This window comes from Lysinibacillus sp. EB271-A1-10B (assembly GCF_058791335.1).
The window spans coordinates 56,698-73,748 of sequence record NZ_JBYTDL010000025.1 but is presented as its reverse complement, the minus strand read 5'-3'; the positions used below and the strand labels follow the sequence as shown (position 1 = coordinate 73,748).

General features: G+C 36.5%; 16 protein-coding genes. 1 reads left to right on the top strand and 15 read right to left on the bottom strand.

Annotated elements, in window-relative coordinates; genetic code table 11:
• Positions 1-129: 129 nt before the first annotated feature.
• The 7 genes from AC3WSK_RS22585 to AC3WSK_RS22555 all read right to left on the bottom strand — a co-directional run bounded on the left by AC3WSK_RS22585 (position 130) and on the right by AC3WSK_RS22555 (position 7,403).
• On the bottom strand, positions 130-3,870 hold the full coding sequence (locus AC3WSK_RS22585) for a S8 family serine peptidase (RefSeq protein WP_492414504.1): 3,741 nt from the start codon (positions 3,868-3,870) through the stop codon (positions 130-132).
• 593 nt (positions 3,871-4,463) lie between these two features.
• On the bottom strand, positions 4,464-4,916 hold the full coding sequence (locus AC3WSK_RS22580; protein WP_492414505.1) for a VOC family protein: 453 nt from the start codon (positions 4,914-4,916) through the stop codon (positions 4,464-4,466).
• Positions 4,917-5,081: 165 nt separating this feature from the next.
• Positions 5,082-5,432: a YhjD family protein gene (locus AC3WSK_RS22575; RefSeq protein WP_079561314.1), complete on the bottom strand. Its 351-nt coding sequence runs from the start codon at positions 5,430-5,432 to the stop codon at positions 5,082-5,084.
• A complete protein-coding gene (locus AC3WSK_RS22570) occupies positions 5,425-5,757 on the bottom strand; it encodes a YolD-like family protein (RefSeq protein WP_492414506.1) in 333 nt (110 codons plus the stop codon). Before AC3WSK_RS22570 ends, AC3WSK_RS22575 begins: the two co-directional genes overlap by 8 nt.
• Positions 5,758-5,770: 13 nt before the next feature.
• Positions 5,771-7,030: a Y-family DNA polymerase gene (locus tag AC3WSK_RS22565; RefSeq protein ID WP_079561312.1), complete on the bottom strand. Its 1,260-nt coding sequence runs from the start codon at positions 7,028-7,030 to the stop codon at positions 5,771-5,773.
• Positions 7,027-7,248 carry a transcriptional regulator gene (locus tag AC3WSK_RS22560; protein ID WP_079561311.1) on the bottom strand — a complete coding sequence of 74 codons (222 nt, stop codon included), beginning with the start codon at positions 7,246-7,248 and terminating at the stop codon, positions 7,027-7,029. Before AC3WSK_RS22560 ends, AC3WSK_RS22565 begins: the two co-directional genes overlap by 4 nt.
• Before the next feature lie 29 nt (positions 7,249-7,277).
• Positions 7,278-7,403 carry a hypothetical protein gene (locus AC3WSK_RS22555; protein WP_492414507.1) on the bottom strand — a complete coding sequence of 42 codons (126 nt, stop codon included), beginning with the start codon at positions 7,401-7,403 and terminating at the stop codon, positions 7,278-7,280.
• A 694-nt stretch (positions 7,404-8,097) separates the two neighbouring features.
• Between AC3WSK_RS22555 and AC3WSK_RS22550 the strand changes: the two genes are divergently transcribed.
• Complete coding sequence (locus AC3WSK_RS22550; protein ID WP_079561310.1) at positions 8,098-8,682, top strand: TetR/AcrR family transcriptional regulator; 585 nt, start codon at positions 8,098-8,100, stop codon at positions 8,680-8,682.
• Between the two features lie 273 nt (positions 8,683-8,955).
• Here AC3WSK_RS22550 and AC3WSK_RS22545 read toward each other — a convergent pair whose 3' ends face one another.
• From AC3WSK_RS22545 to AC3WSK_RS22510, 8 genes are all read right to left on the bottom strand, one after another.
• Positions 8,956-10,338, bottom strand: coding sequence for an alpha/beta hydrolase family protein (locus AC3WSK_RS22545; protein WP_492414508.1), 1,383 nt, complete (start codon positions 10,336-10,338; stop codon positions 8,956-8,958).
• Between the two features lie 51 nt (positions 10,339-10,389).
• Entirely contained in the window at positions 10,390-11,430 is a 1,041-nt protein-coding gene (locus tag AC3WSK_RS22540; protein ID WP_492414509.1) for a DUF418 domain-containing protein, read from the bottom strand.
• A gap of 45 nt (positions 11,431-11,475) precedes the next feature.
• Complete coding sequence (locus AC3WSK_RS22535) at positions 11,476-11,625, bottom strand: hypothetical protein (protein ID WP_170938953.1); 150 nt, start codon at positions 11,623-11,625, stop codon at positions 11,476-11,478.
• Between the two features lie 249 nt (positions 11,626-11,874).
• Positions 11,875-13,104 (bottom strand): aminopeptidase, encoded by a 1,230-nt coding sequence (locus AC3WSK_RS22530; RefSeq protein WP_079561307.1) that lies wholly within the window; start codon positions 13,102-13,104, stop codon positions 11,875-11,877.
• 336 nt (positions 13,105-13,440) lie between these two features.
• Complete coding sequence (locus AC3WSK_RS22525) at positions 13,441-14,064, bottom strand: GNAT family N-acetyltransferase (RefSeq protein ID WP_079561306.1); 624 nt, start codon at positions 14,062-14,064, stop codon at positions 13,441-13,443.
• Between the two features lie 37 nt (positions 14,065-14,101).
• Positions 14,102-14,677, bottom strand: coding sequence for a TetR/AcrR family transcriptional regulator (locus AC3WSK_RS22520; protein ID WP_079561305.1), 576 nt, complete (start codon positions 14,675-14,677; stop codon positions 14,102-14,104).
• 409 nt (positions 14,678-15,086) lie between these two features.
• Positions 15,087-16,322, bottom strand: a complete 1,236-nt coding sequence (locus tag AC3WSK_RS22515) for a HAMP domain-containing sensor histidine kinase (protein WP_492414536.1) — start codon at positions 16,320-16,322, stop codon at positions 15,087-15,089.
• Between the two features lie 3 nt (positions 16,323-16,325).
• The gene (locus AC3WSK_RS22510) at positions 16,326-17,024 is read right to left on the bottom strand and encodes a response regulator transcription factor (RefSeq protein WP_079561304.1); all 699 of its coding nucleotides are present in this window, start codon (positions 17,022-17,024) and stop codon (positions 16,326-16,328) included.
• Between the last annotated feature and the right edge of the window lie 27 nt (positions 17,025-17,051).

Sequence of the window (17,051 nt, the reverse complement as noted above, 5' to 3'; positions counted from 1 at the left end):
TTGGCTAACCTCTACTTCTGTCTTCGGGGTTCGGGACTTGCACCCTATAGTTCATACGCATGCCGGGCGCACATACTAAAAAGAGAAATTGCGCTGTGCAATTTCTCTTTTTGCTTGAACTTAAATTAATTATAACTCTTCCTCGGTAACTTCATTATTATTTTTATTACCATTTCCGTTTCCATTTCCATTTCCGTTTCCATTTCCATTTCCATTACCGTTTCCGTTTCCGTTTCCATTACCGTTTCCGTTGTCATTCCCTGGCTTTACAACCAACACATCAAATGTTAGTGTGTGCTCACCATACGTTACCGTAATCGTCGTATTACCTTGACCTTTTCCTTTTACGGCCCCCTCTTTTACAGTAGCTATTTTATCATTCGTTACTTCGTAGGTTGCAAGCTTTGTAACATCTTTTTCTGTTGTTTTACCATCAAAAGTAGTTACTTCAGTAATCTTAACTGGAACTTCTTTACCTATTCTAGTTTCAACCTGAGCTTGATCAATTTCTAGTGTTACTATTGGTTGTTCTATAACAGGTGCTTTAACTGTAACATTTAAAGTAACTTCATTATCACCGTATGAAATAGTAATTGTAGTCGTGCCCTCACCTACTGCAGTTACTAATCCATTTACTATTGTTGCAACGTTTTCATCTCCAACAACATAAGTAGCTTTTGAAGTTACGTCTTCCTCTGTTGCAGCACCTTCTGCAGGCGTTGACGTTTCTGTTACCGTAAGTTGTGCAGTTTCTCCAGCTGTTAGGTCTAGCTTAGTTGGATTTACAGAAAGCTCTACTACTGGTTCTACTACTTCTTTTTCATATATCTTTGCTTCACCAACATTCCCGGCAGCGTCTTTAATTATTACTGATACAGCATTTGTTTCTGCTGTTACTGGGAATGTGAAGCTACCGTCTTGATTTAATTCAAAGGCAACTGGCGCTTGTACTTTGCCATTTACCGTCGAAACATAGGAAGCTTTTAATTTGTCATTTAAATTGTAATCTAAATCGTATAAATATAACTCTTCATTGTAGTCGATATACTTATCTGTTACTTGTCCTGTAGCGACACCTTTAGCTACTGAACCAGTAATTTCTGGTTTAGTCGTTTTCACGATAATTGGTCCAACATAATCGGAAACTACTCCTGATGCTGCAAGACCGGTGAAGTCAATTGTATACAGACCATCTGGAATCTTTGTGGCTGGCGCTGTTCCCCATGGTTTGTACTGCCCACCAATATTCAGCGTATAAGAGCCTTTTCCTAGCGCAGTACCTGCATGTAGATAACCAATGTAGCCGTCTCCGTATTCTCCACCTTCAGGATTCATAATATCCCAAAGCTCAATATAGTTAGTTGTTACATCTCCAGTTAATGTGAATGAAAGTACAGCTGAGTCTTTCACTCCATCTCCGTTAAAGGATAGGTCTGTTTCTGTAATCTTAAAATCTTTAATTGCAGTTGCTGCCGCGCCGCCAAGGTCAGCTGCGAATGGCAATGAAATTTCTGTATCTCCACCGCTAATGTAAATATACCCTAGTATTTCAGAGCCGTTTGGCGCCGTAGCTTGTGAAGCAGTTAATGTAATATTTAAAACTTGCTCACCATTTAGATTAAATGTCGGCTGATCTACTGTAACAGTTGCATCACCAAATGTTTTTGTTACATCAATTGATACGTTATAATTGCCGCCGTTCCCTTTAATATCTTTTACTAAAACTTGTTTCGTTACAGAAATATCTCGGTCTTTAAGTGATTGTGGACCGAAAGTAACTGTACCTTTCAAGTTTTCTGTAACTACACCAGTTCCATCTAAAATTGCGCTATCAAGTGCATAAGCAAGAATTTCCGGATGAGCTGCTGCATAAGGATCTACACGCCCTGCACCTTGAGAAAACACATCGTATTTTGTTTTATCTATAACCTTTGCTGTATTAGAAAGCGCCACTTTTACATCGAACGCGTTCCAATCCGGATTTGCTTGTTTAACTAATGCAGCAATTCCTGCAATATGCGGTGTTGCCATAGAAGTTCCTGTTTTACGACCATATGCTTCCCCATAATCTGCATTAGGGAAATCTTTTTTATACTTTGGAATCGTTGACATAATGTTTGTTCCAGGTGCACTTACATCCGGTTTAATATCAAAGTTTGGTGTAGATGGCCCACGTGAACTTGAATCGTTTACATCATCTCCCAGTGTCTTTGTGGAAGCAAATTTACTAAAGCTTACTTTTCCAGTTCCGCCTGCTAATGCAGCGCGAATTGCAGCGCCATCCGTTTGTGACATATCAAATGTTGGCAGAAACTCAAATGAATCACCCAGGAATGTACCTGAAATGTTCGGGGCATTCGTTCCACCAGCAAAGTTATGAATAATTGTTGCGACTGCTCCTTTTGCCTTTGCATTCGCAATTTTATCAACGAATGCGATACTGCCACGAGAAATCAATGCCACTTTACCTTTCACATCAATTCCTTCAAAGTCTTTTACTTCCCCGTTTCCAGGAACAGCAACTAAGTCAAATTCTCCTTGAAGCTGTGTTGCTAAATTTTTCCCGAAAGTCGTTCCCATTAATGGAAGTTGTTTTGTTAAGTTGTAGTTGCCAACTTTAACATTCACTTCCCCGTTATACATTGCTTCTGGATTTGTTGTGTTACCAACAGCAATTCCTAAACGAGCAGTTGCAGGCGTACCTATTGTTCCACGATTTGGACCTTCGTTTCCTGTTGCAACTACTCCAATTGTTCCAGCCATCATAGCATTATTAATAGCAAATGAACCAGCATCCGTTTCAGAGTTAGCTCCCCCGCCAAGTGAAAGGTTGATAACGTCCATTTTTTCTTTTACAGCCGTTTCAATTGCTTTAACAATACCAGATGTAGCTCCACTTCCATATGCCCCAAGAACACGGTAAGCATAAAGGTCTACTTTGGGAGCAATTCCTTTAATACCGAATTCGTTAGCTCCGATTGCTGCAATTGTTCCAGCAACATGTGTACCGTGAGAAGTATAGAACGCGCTTCCCTTTTCATTAAATTCAGGTGTCCCGGCTGGACGCTCCGAAGGCAATGTTTCCGATGCATCGTTATCTGCTCGAGGCTTCGTGTAAGTTGCTGAATTCGGAATGAAGTTTTTTCCACCTTTATAAACTCCAGCAAACTCAGGATGATCTACATCAATACCAGTATCTAATACCGCTACTTTTATTCCTTGTCCTTCAAGTCCTTCCTTCCAAAGCTGTTCGATACCAAGGAAAGAATTACTTGTATTCATTTGAGCTTCTAATTGATCTTCCTTAATAAGTTCCGACGATTTCATCGTATTATCTTCTGATGCGGAAACAATTGCATCAGGTTCGATTAATGTAATTCCTTCTACTGTAAGCAGTTTCGGGAGATCATTTGCTTTCACAGTTGCTGCAAAACCGTTTAAAACAGTATCAAATGAGTATCCTTGAGTCATCTGAACATTTTTAGCAGCTAACTCTTCTTTAACTTCTGCTTGTTGTTCTTTTACATTTGAACGGACTTCATTTGCTTGGGCTTTAGAGAATTCTTCGCCTTTGACTTCGCTCATTCCTTGCTCTAGTGCCACAGGCTTTTCAGATAAATGAACGATGACTGCAACTTTTTGATTGCCTGATACATTTTGTAAGCTTTCGTGAAGAGTTGGACCATCTTTGGACAAGCTTAGCTGTTCAGCAATAGCCGCCTTTAGTTGCATTATACTTTCACTTTGACCATCCTGCTTGAATGGCTTCGATTCTTCAGCACTAGCACTCGACAATGGAACCAATAGATAAAGCACCATAACGAAAGCTAGAATACTACTTAAGAACTTCGTAAACTTAAACTTTTTCAAATCTCATTTCCCCCTTTATTTTCAATTGTCACACTCTTCAGTTTAGTGTGATATTTCCAATTTATCACAAATAAACTAATACGAATATCTGAATATTTAAGTATTTTCAAATATTGGTAATTAGCACCAGTTTATTAAAGGAAGATTGAATCTATCTTCCTAGTAATTTAATAAAAAAGGCGAACCCAAATGAGAAATGACCTATAATAATTCGTTGTTTTTTCCAATTAATCCTACCAAGGAAGCAGTTGTAGGTATATTCGGTGGTGTAGTTTCTTATAGAAAATTAGGAGAGCAGTAAGAGGAGTGATTGGAGGGGAATCGGAATTTGCAGCTCTTTTTTTCTTATGTATAATAGACGGTTACTGGGAGCTTTCGTTAAATAAGTAATGACAATTCTGTTGTTTGAAAAACACATAACACCGTCCACATTTGCGGACGGTGTAAAATAAAGTCGTATAATTTTTGGTACAATTGCCGAATAAGAACTCGTAGTTGTGACAATAAAGTCGTTTAAAACCAACAAATGCGCCCTTTATTGTATAAGAATTTTCTTCAAATATTGTGAAGGCTTTTTATAAAACGCCATTTACTTATTTGTTACCGAGTTGTTCCGCCAAACCGATTAGAAGCCCTTCGATTCCACGAATGTAGCAGAGCCGATACGAGTCCTCGTACTGAACCACTTCGCCAACAAGCTGAGCACCATGCTTAGTGAGTCTGGATACCATTTCGTCAATGTCTTCAACGGCGAACATGACGCGTAGATAACCGAGGGCGTTTACAGGAGCAGTCCGGTGATCTGATATAGTAGGTGGGCTGAGAAATTGCGAAAGTTCAAGTCGACTGTGACCATCTGGAGTAGCCATCATAGCAATCTCTACACACTGAGAACCCAATCCGGTTACGCGACCAGCCCATTCCCCTTCGACAGTGGCTCGCCCTTCAAGGTTCAAGCCAATCTCTTCGAAAAAAGCGATTGCATCATCAAGGGATTCTACAACGATGCCGACATTGTCCATTCTTAGTAATTTGTTTTCAGCCATAGTCTTATCTCCTTATGTGTAAAAATTTATTATCTGATCTTCTATTAAAAAGTTACAAATCCCTTCCAAACAAAAAACACCTTGTCACAGTATATTTGATCAATCTTTTTTCGAAATGGAGTGTTTTTGCGTTTGCTGATAAATAAAGGTTGAAGGAAACAGTCTTTATTCTAAAGCTACACGTATATGATTAGCCAACAACTTTTCCACCTGTGATTTAAGAGCTTGATTAGCATAACGGAGTACTACATCATTACCTGCAGTGGCAACTTGCACGTCACTAAAGTATTCATCTACTGACTGCCAACCTACTACTCGTATACGTTGCTGTGCAAGTTCTCGTTTTAGGCTAAAATATTCTTGTCTTAGATCCTTTAGCAATGAATCCATCATTGGAAGAAATACCGTTTTCATTTTAAACTGCTCTAATTTACAATAGTCAACCTGCAATGATTTAACAGCTAGCTCTAACAAAAGATACTTATGAAGTAACTGTCTTTCATCGGCTTTAATCATAATAATCAGCATCCAGTTGGGCTAATTGAATACTTTGGATTGGAATGCTTTGCGTTTTAAGTAGTGTTTCAAGTATGAGTTCATTAGTATTCATCGATTTAATTATTCCAGTCCATTGTGCGATTTTGTAGTCCTTCCACACTTCTAATTTTATGTCCAATTGCTGATTAAAAGCTTGATCAATTGTTTTCTGTAGTTCTTCCAGCTCCCATTCAGTCAATTCTCTTGGTTGTTCTGTGCACTCTTGTTTGTACTCTCTAAGAAGCTCCAAATGCTCCGGCAACATCATCGATGCCCATTTAATATTACCTCTGTCTTGTATCATTAATAAATCACTCCTATGCCAAATGACCACCAACTAGCCGATCTCGATTAATAGCTGTACCAGCTTTTGTGAAAGAAACTGCTCTTAGTATTGATGTTGCTCCAAACCGATTGCGTATGGCATCCATAGTAGGTCCTATAATTTGACGCTGTGGTTTGCGTTCGTCAAATAAATCTAATTGGATACTATGCTCTCTTTCGAGGTTCGTTATTCGGACAGATAATTGACGAGCTGGCTCCCCTGCAAAGTGTTCATCCAGTAATTCAAGACAAGTTTTATACATCACAAGAGTTTCACTTGTTGGCACTGCAATTGTTTTAGATCGATGGAACCCTTTGGTCATGGCGTTTCGACTATAAGAAAGACCAATACTAATTGTACGACCCACATAACCTGCATTCCGCGTTCGCTTCATTACGTCCTCACACATTTCAAGGAGCACTACAGAGATTTCTTTTCGTGTATGGTAATCCCTCATCAGCATTTGTCCCTTCCCAAAACTTAAAGCTCCGTTTGTTATTAACGGCTCCCCTAATTTGGATAGATCTATTCCCCATGCATGGTAATAAAGTTGATTGCCCATTACACCAAAGCGCTTTTCTAATTCTTTTAGATCTGTATTAGCCAAACCACCAACTGTTTGTATCCCCATAGCATTTAGATTTGCTTCCATTCGTTTTCCTATGCCCCACATTTCCGATAGAGGTCTTACCGGCCATAATTTCTTTGGAATATCCTCATAAGTCCATCTAGCAAAGCCTGTTTTCTTTGCTTCAAGGTCTAAAGCTAATTTGGCTATTAACATATTTGGTCCCATACCTACTGCACTAGGTATATTAAATTGGTCAAGAATAGCCTTTTGTATTTCCTTAGCCGTTTCTTCTGGTGAACCCCAAAGCGTTTCAGTACCGGTTAAATCAACAAAACTTTCGTCTACACTATACACATGTATAGCATCAACCGGGACGTAATTAGAGATTAATTTTGTAATCGTCATCGACATTTGAATAAAGAAACTCATTTTAGGCTCAAACAATCTAATGTCAGGATGTTGAGGTATTTCATAACGCCTACTACCAGTTTTGATACTAAATTTTTCTTTCATTAAGGGAGATGCAGCAAGCACTACGCTACCTGGCTGGTCAAAATTTGCTACTACTGCAACTGGAGTTTTTAAAATATCTAGCCCATGTAACATCGCTACGATACTGGCGTAAAAGCATTTCATATCGATACACATAATAGGTCTATTGGGCATACTCTCATAATTCATACAACTTCACGTCCCCTACTAACAAAAGGAATAACGGCTAGAACGTTACTGATCAAAAAAGTACGTTTTGCATGTCTTGTAAAACAAAATGCTTGAAATGAATCACCAACAATTTTAATGACTTTTACACGCCTTTTTGTTATGGAACCATCTTTTGCTACATACATCATGTTCACTAATTGTTTGCGCTGCATAGCTTTAATCAGTTGCTCTCTCATCGTAGTTTCCTCCTTACCTCTCGCAATTTTTAAAATTGGCTAATCACTATATCTGTACTTTCAATTTCTGCCGATGTGCCTACTGGTAAAGGATCAACTTCCATAAATTGAATCGCGCCTGGACTTTTAAACCTTTTATATCCAATTTGAACCAAGATATCTCCTACTACAGTTATTTATTATTGGGCACAATGATTTTCCCCTTTACCTATCATACGTAAGAACACTTGTTTGTATACATATTAGAACAAACGTTTGTTTTTTGGCAAGATTAAATTTTTGGAAATAAAAAAGACCAGGTACTCAAATGAGTGCTGGACTTATTCCCGTCAAGTAAATAGCTGTAAAAAATACTAAGCAGCCATATGGTATCGATATTCTATCGGTGCCAGTGAGCTATCTTTGAGGTGTTGTATCATCATTCGTTTTTTTACAACACACCAAAAATCCCTTTTAAGTTAAATGTTATTAACAGCGTACTGTAAGTTTTTTAACATTTAACTTAAAAGGGGATAATACTAGTTTAATCAAAACCAAATAGAAATTAAATCTTCTGCTATGGGACTTTCCCTTGCCTGTGGGTTACGTATATGTCTGACAGATACTCGGAGTACCAAACGGCAAAAAGAGAAAAAGCAAAAATAAATATAAGAAATTTTTTATAGAAAATACCTCATATTTAGTATTCTCTATAACTTATTGCTTAACAATATTCCTGATTTTTATTTTTGCTTTACTCAAATGTTTTGTATTATAGTTAGAGGAGTATTTTTATAATAAGTTTTTGCGCCTTGTTTTTAAATACAGATAGTAAGGCTAACAATAAAAAATAAGTTAGAAGTGATATTTATGACAAAAAATAAGATTAAAGAAGTTGCTTATAAACAATTGGCTGAAAAAGGCTACGATCAGGCAACTCTTTCTAGTATTGCTAAAGAAGTTGGCATTAAAACACCATCGATATATGCTTTTTTTAAAAACAAAGAGGACCTGTTTATGGCTGTATATAAAGATCTGCTCGAAGAGTATTACCTTCACATAAAACGATCAATTACCAATTTAAAAAATGGGTCGGCTAAAGAAAAGCTCTACCAAATAGTGAAAGAACTTTGTAATTACTATTTAAGTCAACCTGAAAAAACAGCAGCATATACAAAATTAGCTTTTTACCTTCCTCCAACTTTAAATGATAAAGTGAAAAACATTTTTAATGAGATGGAAGAAATGCTTTTTGAGGTGCTTGAAACAATCTTTTCAGAAGGAATAGAGCAAGGCATAATAAAGGATCAACCGGTTGATGACTTAATAGCCTCGTTTAATTGTTTGATGGATGGACTCTTTTTGGAATTACTTTTTTATACGGAAGAAAAATTTAGAAGGCGCGCCGAGCAAGTTTGGAACATTTATTGGAATGGGATTTACAAAGAACATTGAAAAGTGTTCTTCTAATCCCATCCTCAAAAAGATAATCGATAGCAAAATTACATAATGGTAGAATTTACTCAAACTTTGAAATAGCTTTTTCAAGGTTATCTTGATTGTAGCACCATCGTACGCTACAACACTTTCTGTTGCCTTTGCAGCCTTATTCATTGTTTTCATTACACCTGTCGTAATCTCCTCTGAAAATGCGGACATTTCTTCTGAGGTCACAGAAACTTATTTGGTATGAGATACTACACCCTAAATGGATTGGACTGCATAAGGTTATCGGTTTACTTTAAAATTCACTTCCGGGTATTTGGTCTTCAGCCTTTTAAGGGTTGAGCCATCGTCCGTCTGTTTTATATACTGGTCAAAAAATGCCAGGCTGAATTCGTTGATAATGCGATGGACTTCCTTGGGATTTTCACCTGGGCTCCGCAACAGAGGGGAGAACAAATGAAAATCAGTGAAGCTTGAATGATCCGTGTGGGGAATGACCATTGACATGCCACCGCCAGCTAACCCACGTTCACTGCGAACCTTGTCTTTATAGGAATCTTCATCAGAATCTTCATTTATTTCTGCACTCATGAGCAGAAATGGTTTTCCAATCCCACTTTCAGGTAAAACTTCCCCATGCAATGTGCCATCCATATCGATGGCTGCTTTGACACGAGAGTCTTCTGCAAGTATTTGTGCTGCGGTAGCCCCACCGTAAGAGTGCCCAAACATTCCAATACGCGAGGTATCAATCTTTCCTGTAAAGAAGCCGGTCTCATCGTTTTGATTAAGCTTCTCTAACTGGTCAAGTACAAAAGTGACATCTTCTTTCCATAATTTGATGTGGCGATCGCGTTCGTTAAAATCAGTTAAATTGAAGGGCTGTACGTAAGCAGTTCGACCATCTGGAAAGACGGTAGCTGCAGCATCAAATGTATGATCGATACCTAGAACAATATATCCTTGACTAGCCAACTCCTCAACTTCAAACGTGTTTTGATTACGAAAACCATTAAACCCATGAGAGAAAAGTAATATGGGATAATGATTCTCTGAGTCTGAGAGTTGTAAATCCATAAACGAATGAGATTTTACCAAGTCCAGGTGGCTGAATGCAAATGCAGGAATGGACAATGTTTTTTCCAATCCCTTGGAGAGCTCATTTATGTTACGAATATAAGGTTCTCGATCCCCTTTGCTTTTTTCAGCTGCAGGATACCAAATTTGCACCATCAGTTCACGTCGGTCGGTTGGATTTTTTGAATATGGTTCACTTCTCTGCTGATCGACCCAATGATATAGTTTCGTACCGACCATATGTGGGCCAGTTGGTTCTTCAAATGAAAATACCGGCATAAGTAAGGGTAACGTAACTGCTACAGAAATATAGATGAACAACAACAAAGACTTAACAATGAATATACTCCTGTTTCTGAACCCCTTTTTCCGATCAGCTGATAAATAGCATATAATCAAGATAACTGGGGTTAAATAGGCTGGAATCATCTGCCATCTAAAACCTTCTGCCAATAGCTGTATTATAACCATTCCAATAGCAACCAAAGATGCGAATTTAGACCACTTTTTTGTTTCCTTACCTACTAACAGTATCCAACTCAATAGACTAAAATTTACAATTATCAAAACAATTTCCCAGAAATTCATTGGCCTGTCTCCTTAGAATGCATTTTACTTCTAAATATAGTGATTAAACATCTAAACACTTTCTAAATCGTTTCTAAAAACAGATTTCTTCTTCCTATTCGGAATTTTACTCCAATATGTGAAATATCTTAATATCCATTCAACTGGTCCCATTTTAAAATACCTTAACCAAACAATACTAAAAGTAATTAAAATAGCGTGGATTATGAAGCACACAATTAATGAATTAATAGGTGTAAAACCAATTATGATACTAAACACAATTAGTAAAACACTTTGTGCAAGATAATTTGTTAAAGACATTTGTCCATAGAACTTTAATGGAGTTAATATCACTTTTGCCTTGTCCCATTGTAAAATAATAAGAAGACTGCTAGTCATCATAAAGGCAACACTATAATCTTCTAGCATTTCAAATCCTGAAGGGGGAATGTTAAATAACTCTGATAACTCTGACCCCCTTAAATAAAATGAAGATACATAAGTACAAATATTAACGATTAAAAAAATCGAAATATACTTTAATTTTCCATAGACATTTTCAAAAAATTTAAATTGCCCCATCGTAAAACCTAGCATCATAAATGAAAGCCACTTACTTATGACGGATAGTAATTCTAGCCATACTATTCTCTCACCATAATACGGTTGAGATAAAGCTGTAACTATAGATAAGGCTATTAGCGTAACCGTTACTATTAAGTTAGTCCACTTATTTCTTTTGAAAAATATTACAATAAACAGGCCAAGTACAGCATAAACCATTAAAACATCTTGAATTCCTTGCGGTGCATAAAATGTATGGATAAGTCCTAATACAAATAAAAAAGAGATTCTGCGTAAAAACAAAGGATATCTATTGTTTACTCTTTGATTGGATCGATTCATAAAAAGATAACACCCAAATCCAAATAAAAAGAATAAAATAGGGTAAAATGTCCCGTTGAATATATCATAAAATTTAGCGTGTAACTCGCTATAAGAAAAATAACCCAAAACCTGGTAACTATTCACAAGAAGTACCCCCAGCAAAGCAAATCCTCGTAAGTAATCCATAATATCTATTCGTGGATACGAATTTAGTTTATTCATTTCAATTCTCCTAAAATATATATTTATAACATTATTAATTGTGTGCTACGGATACAACCTTGCAATTTTTAATTCGCCGATAGCTTCTAAAGTATGTATCGATAATTCTAAATCTGCTAATGTTTCGTATAATTTTTCCACATAACGAACACCACGAATGTCTTTAGCAAGTTCATCAAAGCTTCTTGCATCCATAATTTATCGTGGATAACCTAGAAACTCAATTGACCGGTCATTCCCAATCAATCTCATGGCAATTAAATCACTGTAGTCTGTATCATTTCTGTTGATAAGGTGTTTGACCAGCCGCCAAGGATTCTCCAATTGACAGGTAGTTTTCAGTCTGAGCTAAAGCAGATGAAACCTAAATACCCTTCTGGTATTGCTACTAGTGAAGCTCAGGTATCGTTTCATCTGCCCCACTCCTTTCTTCCTATCAAAAACTTAAAATGCCCAGCTACCTTTACGGAAAATTGGCTCTACAGTTCCATCTGGTAAAATACCGTCGATGTCCATCTCACTGCTACCAATCATAAAGTCCTCATGTGTTACTGAAATATTTGCACCTAACGCTTCAAGCTGATCGTTTTCTAAATCTCTTCCACCCTCTAAGCAAGTTGGATAAGCTTTACCAATTGCTAAATGGTTCGATGCATTTTCATCAAACAATGTATTAAAGTATAAAATCCCCGATGCTGAAATTGGCGATCCATGTGGTACAAGTGCTACCTCCCCTAAATAGCAAGAGCCTTCATCCACATTCATAAGCTCCTGTAATAAATCATGTCCTATCTGTGCTTCAGCTTTAACAATTTTTCCTTCTTCGAATGTCAGTTTAAAGCCATCGATAATATTCCCCTGATAAACTAATGGTTTTGTATTGCTGACATAACCATTTACACCTTGTTTCATCGGTAACGTATAAACTTCTTCTGTCGGCATATTAGCCATAAAGATCGTATCATCTGGCGTTTTACCACCCCCAGTAATCCATTTATGCTGTGGCGCTAAGGCAATTGTTAAATCAGTACCTGGCGCTGTATAGTGAAGCTTCTCATATTTTTTATTGTTCAGTAGGGCCGCACGAGATTCTAAATTTGTTACATGCTCACGCCAGTTTTTAACAACATTACCTTCACCGATATGAACAGTTTTAAAAATAGCCTCCCATAATGCAGGTACTTGTTCCTCAGCTGATAGGTTTGGGAACACCTTCGATGCCCACTTTGATGAAGGAACTGCTATCATCGACCAAGCTATTAAATCCTTCATTACTGCGTTGCGATTGTTGCTCAGAGCCGCCCCTGATACCTTTTGATAGGTAGCTAGACGATCGGCTGAAATACCTGTAAATTTATCAGGGTCTGCAGCATCTATCATTAATAGTGCTCCTTTACGTTCGATCAGCTCATCATTCATTTTGACTATCCATTCTGGGAAACGATTAAATTCTTCATCTGAGGCATGTTCAAAGTAAGCTCGATCCATTTCATCATCTGATAAATTAACATGAACACGTCCCGCCCCAGCCTTATAAGCTTCTTTCACAACTAAACGGGCGAAATCCAATGCATCCACTGATGTATTGACTAATAAATATTGCCCTGGTTGAATATTGACACCGACTTTTACCGCAAGTTCTGCATACGCTTGTAATTTTTCTTCAAAAGTCATATTATTTACCTCACTTTTGTCTAATTGTTTATTATTACCTTAAAGATAAACATTTTCTTTATTTAAATGAATAACTGTTCCCTTACAATTTGAAATATAATCTTACTAAATTGTAACTATAGAAGTTCCTTTAATATTTTTCCGAATCATGAAAAACTAAATCTCGAATAAATACCATGAAAATCATTTGCTTATTTGCATTAAGAGTAAGATGGTGAAGAATTTTGGTTTACCTAACTAAATTAGTTAGGTGATTGTTATTATAAATCTCACTCATTTCTTCCCGATTTCTTTCACTTAATCTTTAATCAAAGGGGTAATACGGTACAACTTTTTTTATAAACGGTTGCAAGGTTCTACATTTTTGACCATTCTGTACAACGATAACTTTGGTTTATTGATTTCACCTGTAATCTGGTAGCCTATCCTCTGATACAATTTAATGGCAAGATGGTTCTCTTTCTTTACCGTCAGCGAGCATTTGGCAAAGCCTTGCAGGCAGGCCTGTTCCTCGGCAAACTCAAGCAGCTTGGTACCTACCCCCAGTCCCCGGCTTTCGGGCAATAAAGCGATTGTTCCGATGTGAAACTCGTCATCTTCTCCCTCCTTCATGGTGATCATGGAATAAAACATTTTGATATTCAGAATATTATAAGCAACAAGGTCTAGCTTTCGGAATGAAAGCAGCTGTTTAAAAGTGGGCCATGCAAGACGATTTAAAACAGGTATGGGATAGCAAGTAATCATCCCTAAAGTTTTCCCATCCATTTGAGCTTCGTAAGCATATTGATGACTAAAGCGGTTGTTCTCCTGCTGCCATAGCGTACGAAATGTCCCTTCGATCGTGTTCTCCTCCTCAGATCCTGCAAGTGAAAACGCCATGTATTCCAATGCCATTACATTTAGCTTAGCGCTGACCATGGATCGATGATCAGCCTTTACAATTGAGATTTGATTCATTTCCTAGCACTCCTTTTCTCTTTTTATATTATTGATGTTAATTATCATCCTTAGCTTTGAAGCCATAATAAAACGTATTTAAAAAAAGCTCTGCAGCGGATTTTTTAGGCACATTACCTTCATGTACCTGTTCCCATGTATGGAAAAGTAGGGCATAAAGCGTATTCAAAATCCATTCGCTGCTAACCGTTTGCTGAAAGTAACCTCTTTGTTGCAACAGCTCAATAACGCGTCGTATGGGTTCCCTCAGCTTCTCTTCGGCTTCACCTAATTCTTTGTTGTTAAATACAGATGCATCATGACCTAGAAAATAGATTTTGTCACCTATGGGGATTAACGCTTCAATGAGTTCAGGGATATAGTTTTCGCTTCTTTCCTCATCCAGTGGAATCTGGTTTACGGTATCACTTACCAGTTGTATAGCCCGATGGCCCAAGAACAGCATCAATTTCTCTCTGCTTTCGACGTAGCGATGAAGTGTAGCAATGCCAATTCCCGCATATTCCGCAATTTCATTCATCGAAGCAGTAGGATTTTCAACAAGCAATATAGTAGCCGCATCAAGAATTGCATTAAATCTCGCTTCCTTCAACGCTGACAAGCCTTTTTCCATTGTGAATCTCTCCCTTATTTGTATAAAGTGATTATTTTTGATAGATAAATATATCATTTGATATCAATATAAACCATTTTATACAAATTATCAAGCCATTGAATGTACATTTTTCTAAAATTTTACAAAATAATGACAAACACAGATTTTACAGTAAATAAAAAATCCATTTTAATAAAGAGATTAATCAAAATGGATTCTTTTCTTTTTGAATGAACATTCCTTAAAAAGTTTGATCAATTAAATGAACCTTCTTCAACTAACCACCTGTTAGTTGAACAAAAAACTAACTCTACCGTCTACATTGCATACGTTTTTTTCAGAAATATCCTTTTCTGAAGTATCAGACAAGGTGATATGGATTCTATCAAAGGGAGCGACTCCTCGATATGATATAATTTTAAAAAATTTAGAATTTTATAAAGGTAATTGTAAACTTTGTATAAACATTTTTCTCACTTTCAACTTTAATCAAGGCATGATGCGCTTCAATAATCGCTTTAGTTAAAGCCAAGCCAATCCCAGTCGAGTCATGTTTTTTAGAAGTGCTTGCTTTGTAGAACCGATTAAAGATATTTGGTAAGTCTTCAGCAGCAATCCCTTCTCCAAAATCTTGAATTATGAGCTCTGTATAAATCGGTGTATCATTAACTTGAATTGTGATTGTATCATCAGGTTTGGAATGCTCAATCGCATTCTTTAGCAAGTTCACCAAAGCTTCTTGCATCCATAATTTATCGTGGGTAACCACTACTTCCTCCGTCCCGTCCCAGTCAATTGACAAATTCCTTTCATTGATTATATTTTCCAAACGATTCAAAACTTCATGAATGGTCTCCACCAAGTTTAAAGATTCTTTATCAAATGAAACAGCTTTGGCATCAATTTTCGCTACTTTTAACAAGTTTTGAATCAAGACATTCATTCTGGAGATTTGAATTTCATTATTTTGCAATAATTGAACTTGTTGTTGACGGGGCAAGTCTTCATTCAATAACATTTCATTATAGATTGATATAGTTGAAAGTGGCGTTTTTAATTGATGGGATATGTCTTGCAACATTTGTCCTAAAAATTCCTTCTCACCAAGTAAATCCTTCATATTTTTTCTAATTATGTCTTTCATAGAGCGGAATGAAACAGCTAATTTGGCGATTTCTCCTTCTTTATTTTCATTTATTGTAACTGAGTAATCTCCATCAATTATTTTCTTAGCAGTTGATGTAAGTTGCTTAATTTTATTGAAAATAATCTTGTATTGTATATAGTTTGCTAGAAACAGTATTAATCCGAAACAAATCATTCCCCATAATATTGTTTGATTAAAGCTAGAAATATGGTTATTTAAAAGTGGAAAAAATTTCGTTTCCAAATCTTCGTATAATCCATACTGTCTAAAGATTTCTCTCCCTTTCTCCTGATACTCACTTGAATCAGAAGAATTACTTGTTAAAACTTTCATAATTTCTGCTTCATTCTCAGGATTTTGTTCAATCAATTTGGCGGATATTTCTCCCCAGGCTGTAATAGAATCCATTTTTAAATGATTGTAAAATATTTGATGTGAAATTAACTGATAAACCATAAATAGAGAAAATAAAACCACCAGTATTATCATATAACCTTTCAATTCGGTATTTTTCATCATCTATTCTCGGTTCACATCCTTATCCCAATGATATCCTAATCCTCTTTTAGTAATGATAAACTGAGGATTTTTGGGGTCATCTTCAATTTTTTCTCTTAAACGCATTATGTATACAGATAACGTATTTTCACCAAAAAAAACATCATCTTCTTCTGTTATTTTCAGTAGGATTTCATCTCTTTCTAATATTTTGTGAGCGTTTTTCATAAAAGTTAACAAAAGCTTATATTCTAAGCTTGTTAATGAAACAATTCCTTGATTTTTATATACCTTTACTTGGTTCATATCCACTTTTATATTTTCAGATATTAAAATCATTGAGATTTCTTCCACCCTAGCTTGTTTGCGTAATTGCACTCTTACTCTCGACATAAGTTCTCTAACTCGAAAAGGTTTTGTTATATAATCATCTCCGCCTATATCTAGCCCCATTACCACATTTGCTTCTTCATCAAGAGCCGTTAAAAAAATAATAGCTGTTGCATTATTTTGGTTTTTGAAGTGTAAGCATAAATCATAACCATTTCCATCTGGAAGGTTGATATCTAAAATAGCCAAGTCAAAAGTATTATCATTAAATTGGCTTTTCGCTTCTTTTACACTAGTGGCTCTAATCACCTCATACCTTTCATTTCTTAATGAAAATTCAATGGCTAGACCGAGCGCTTCATCGTCTTCTACAAGTAGTATTTTATTCAAATATATCTTCTCCTTCCTCTCACTCCA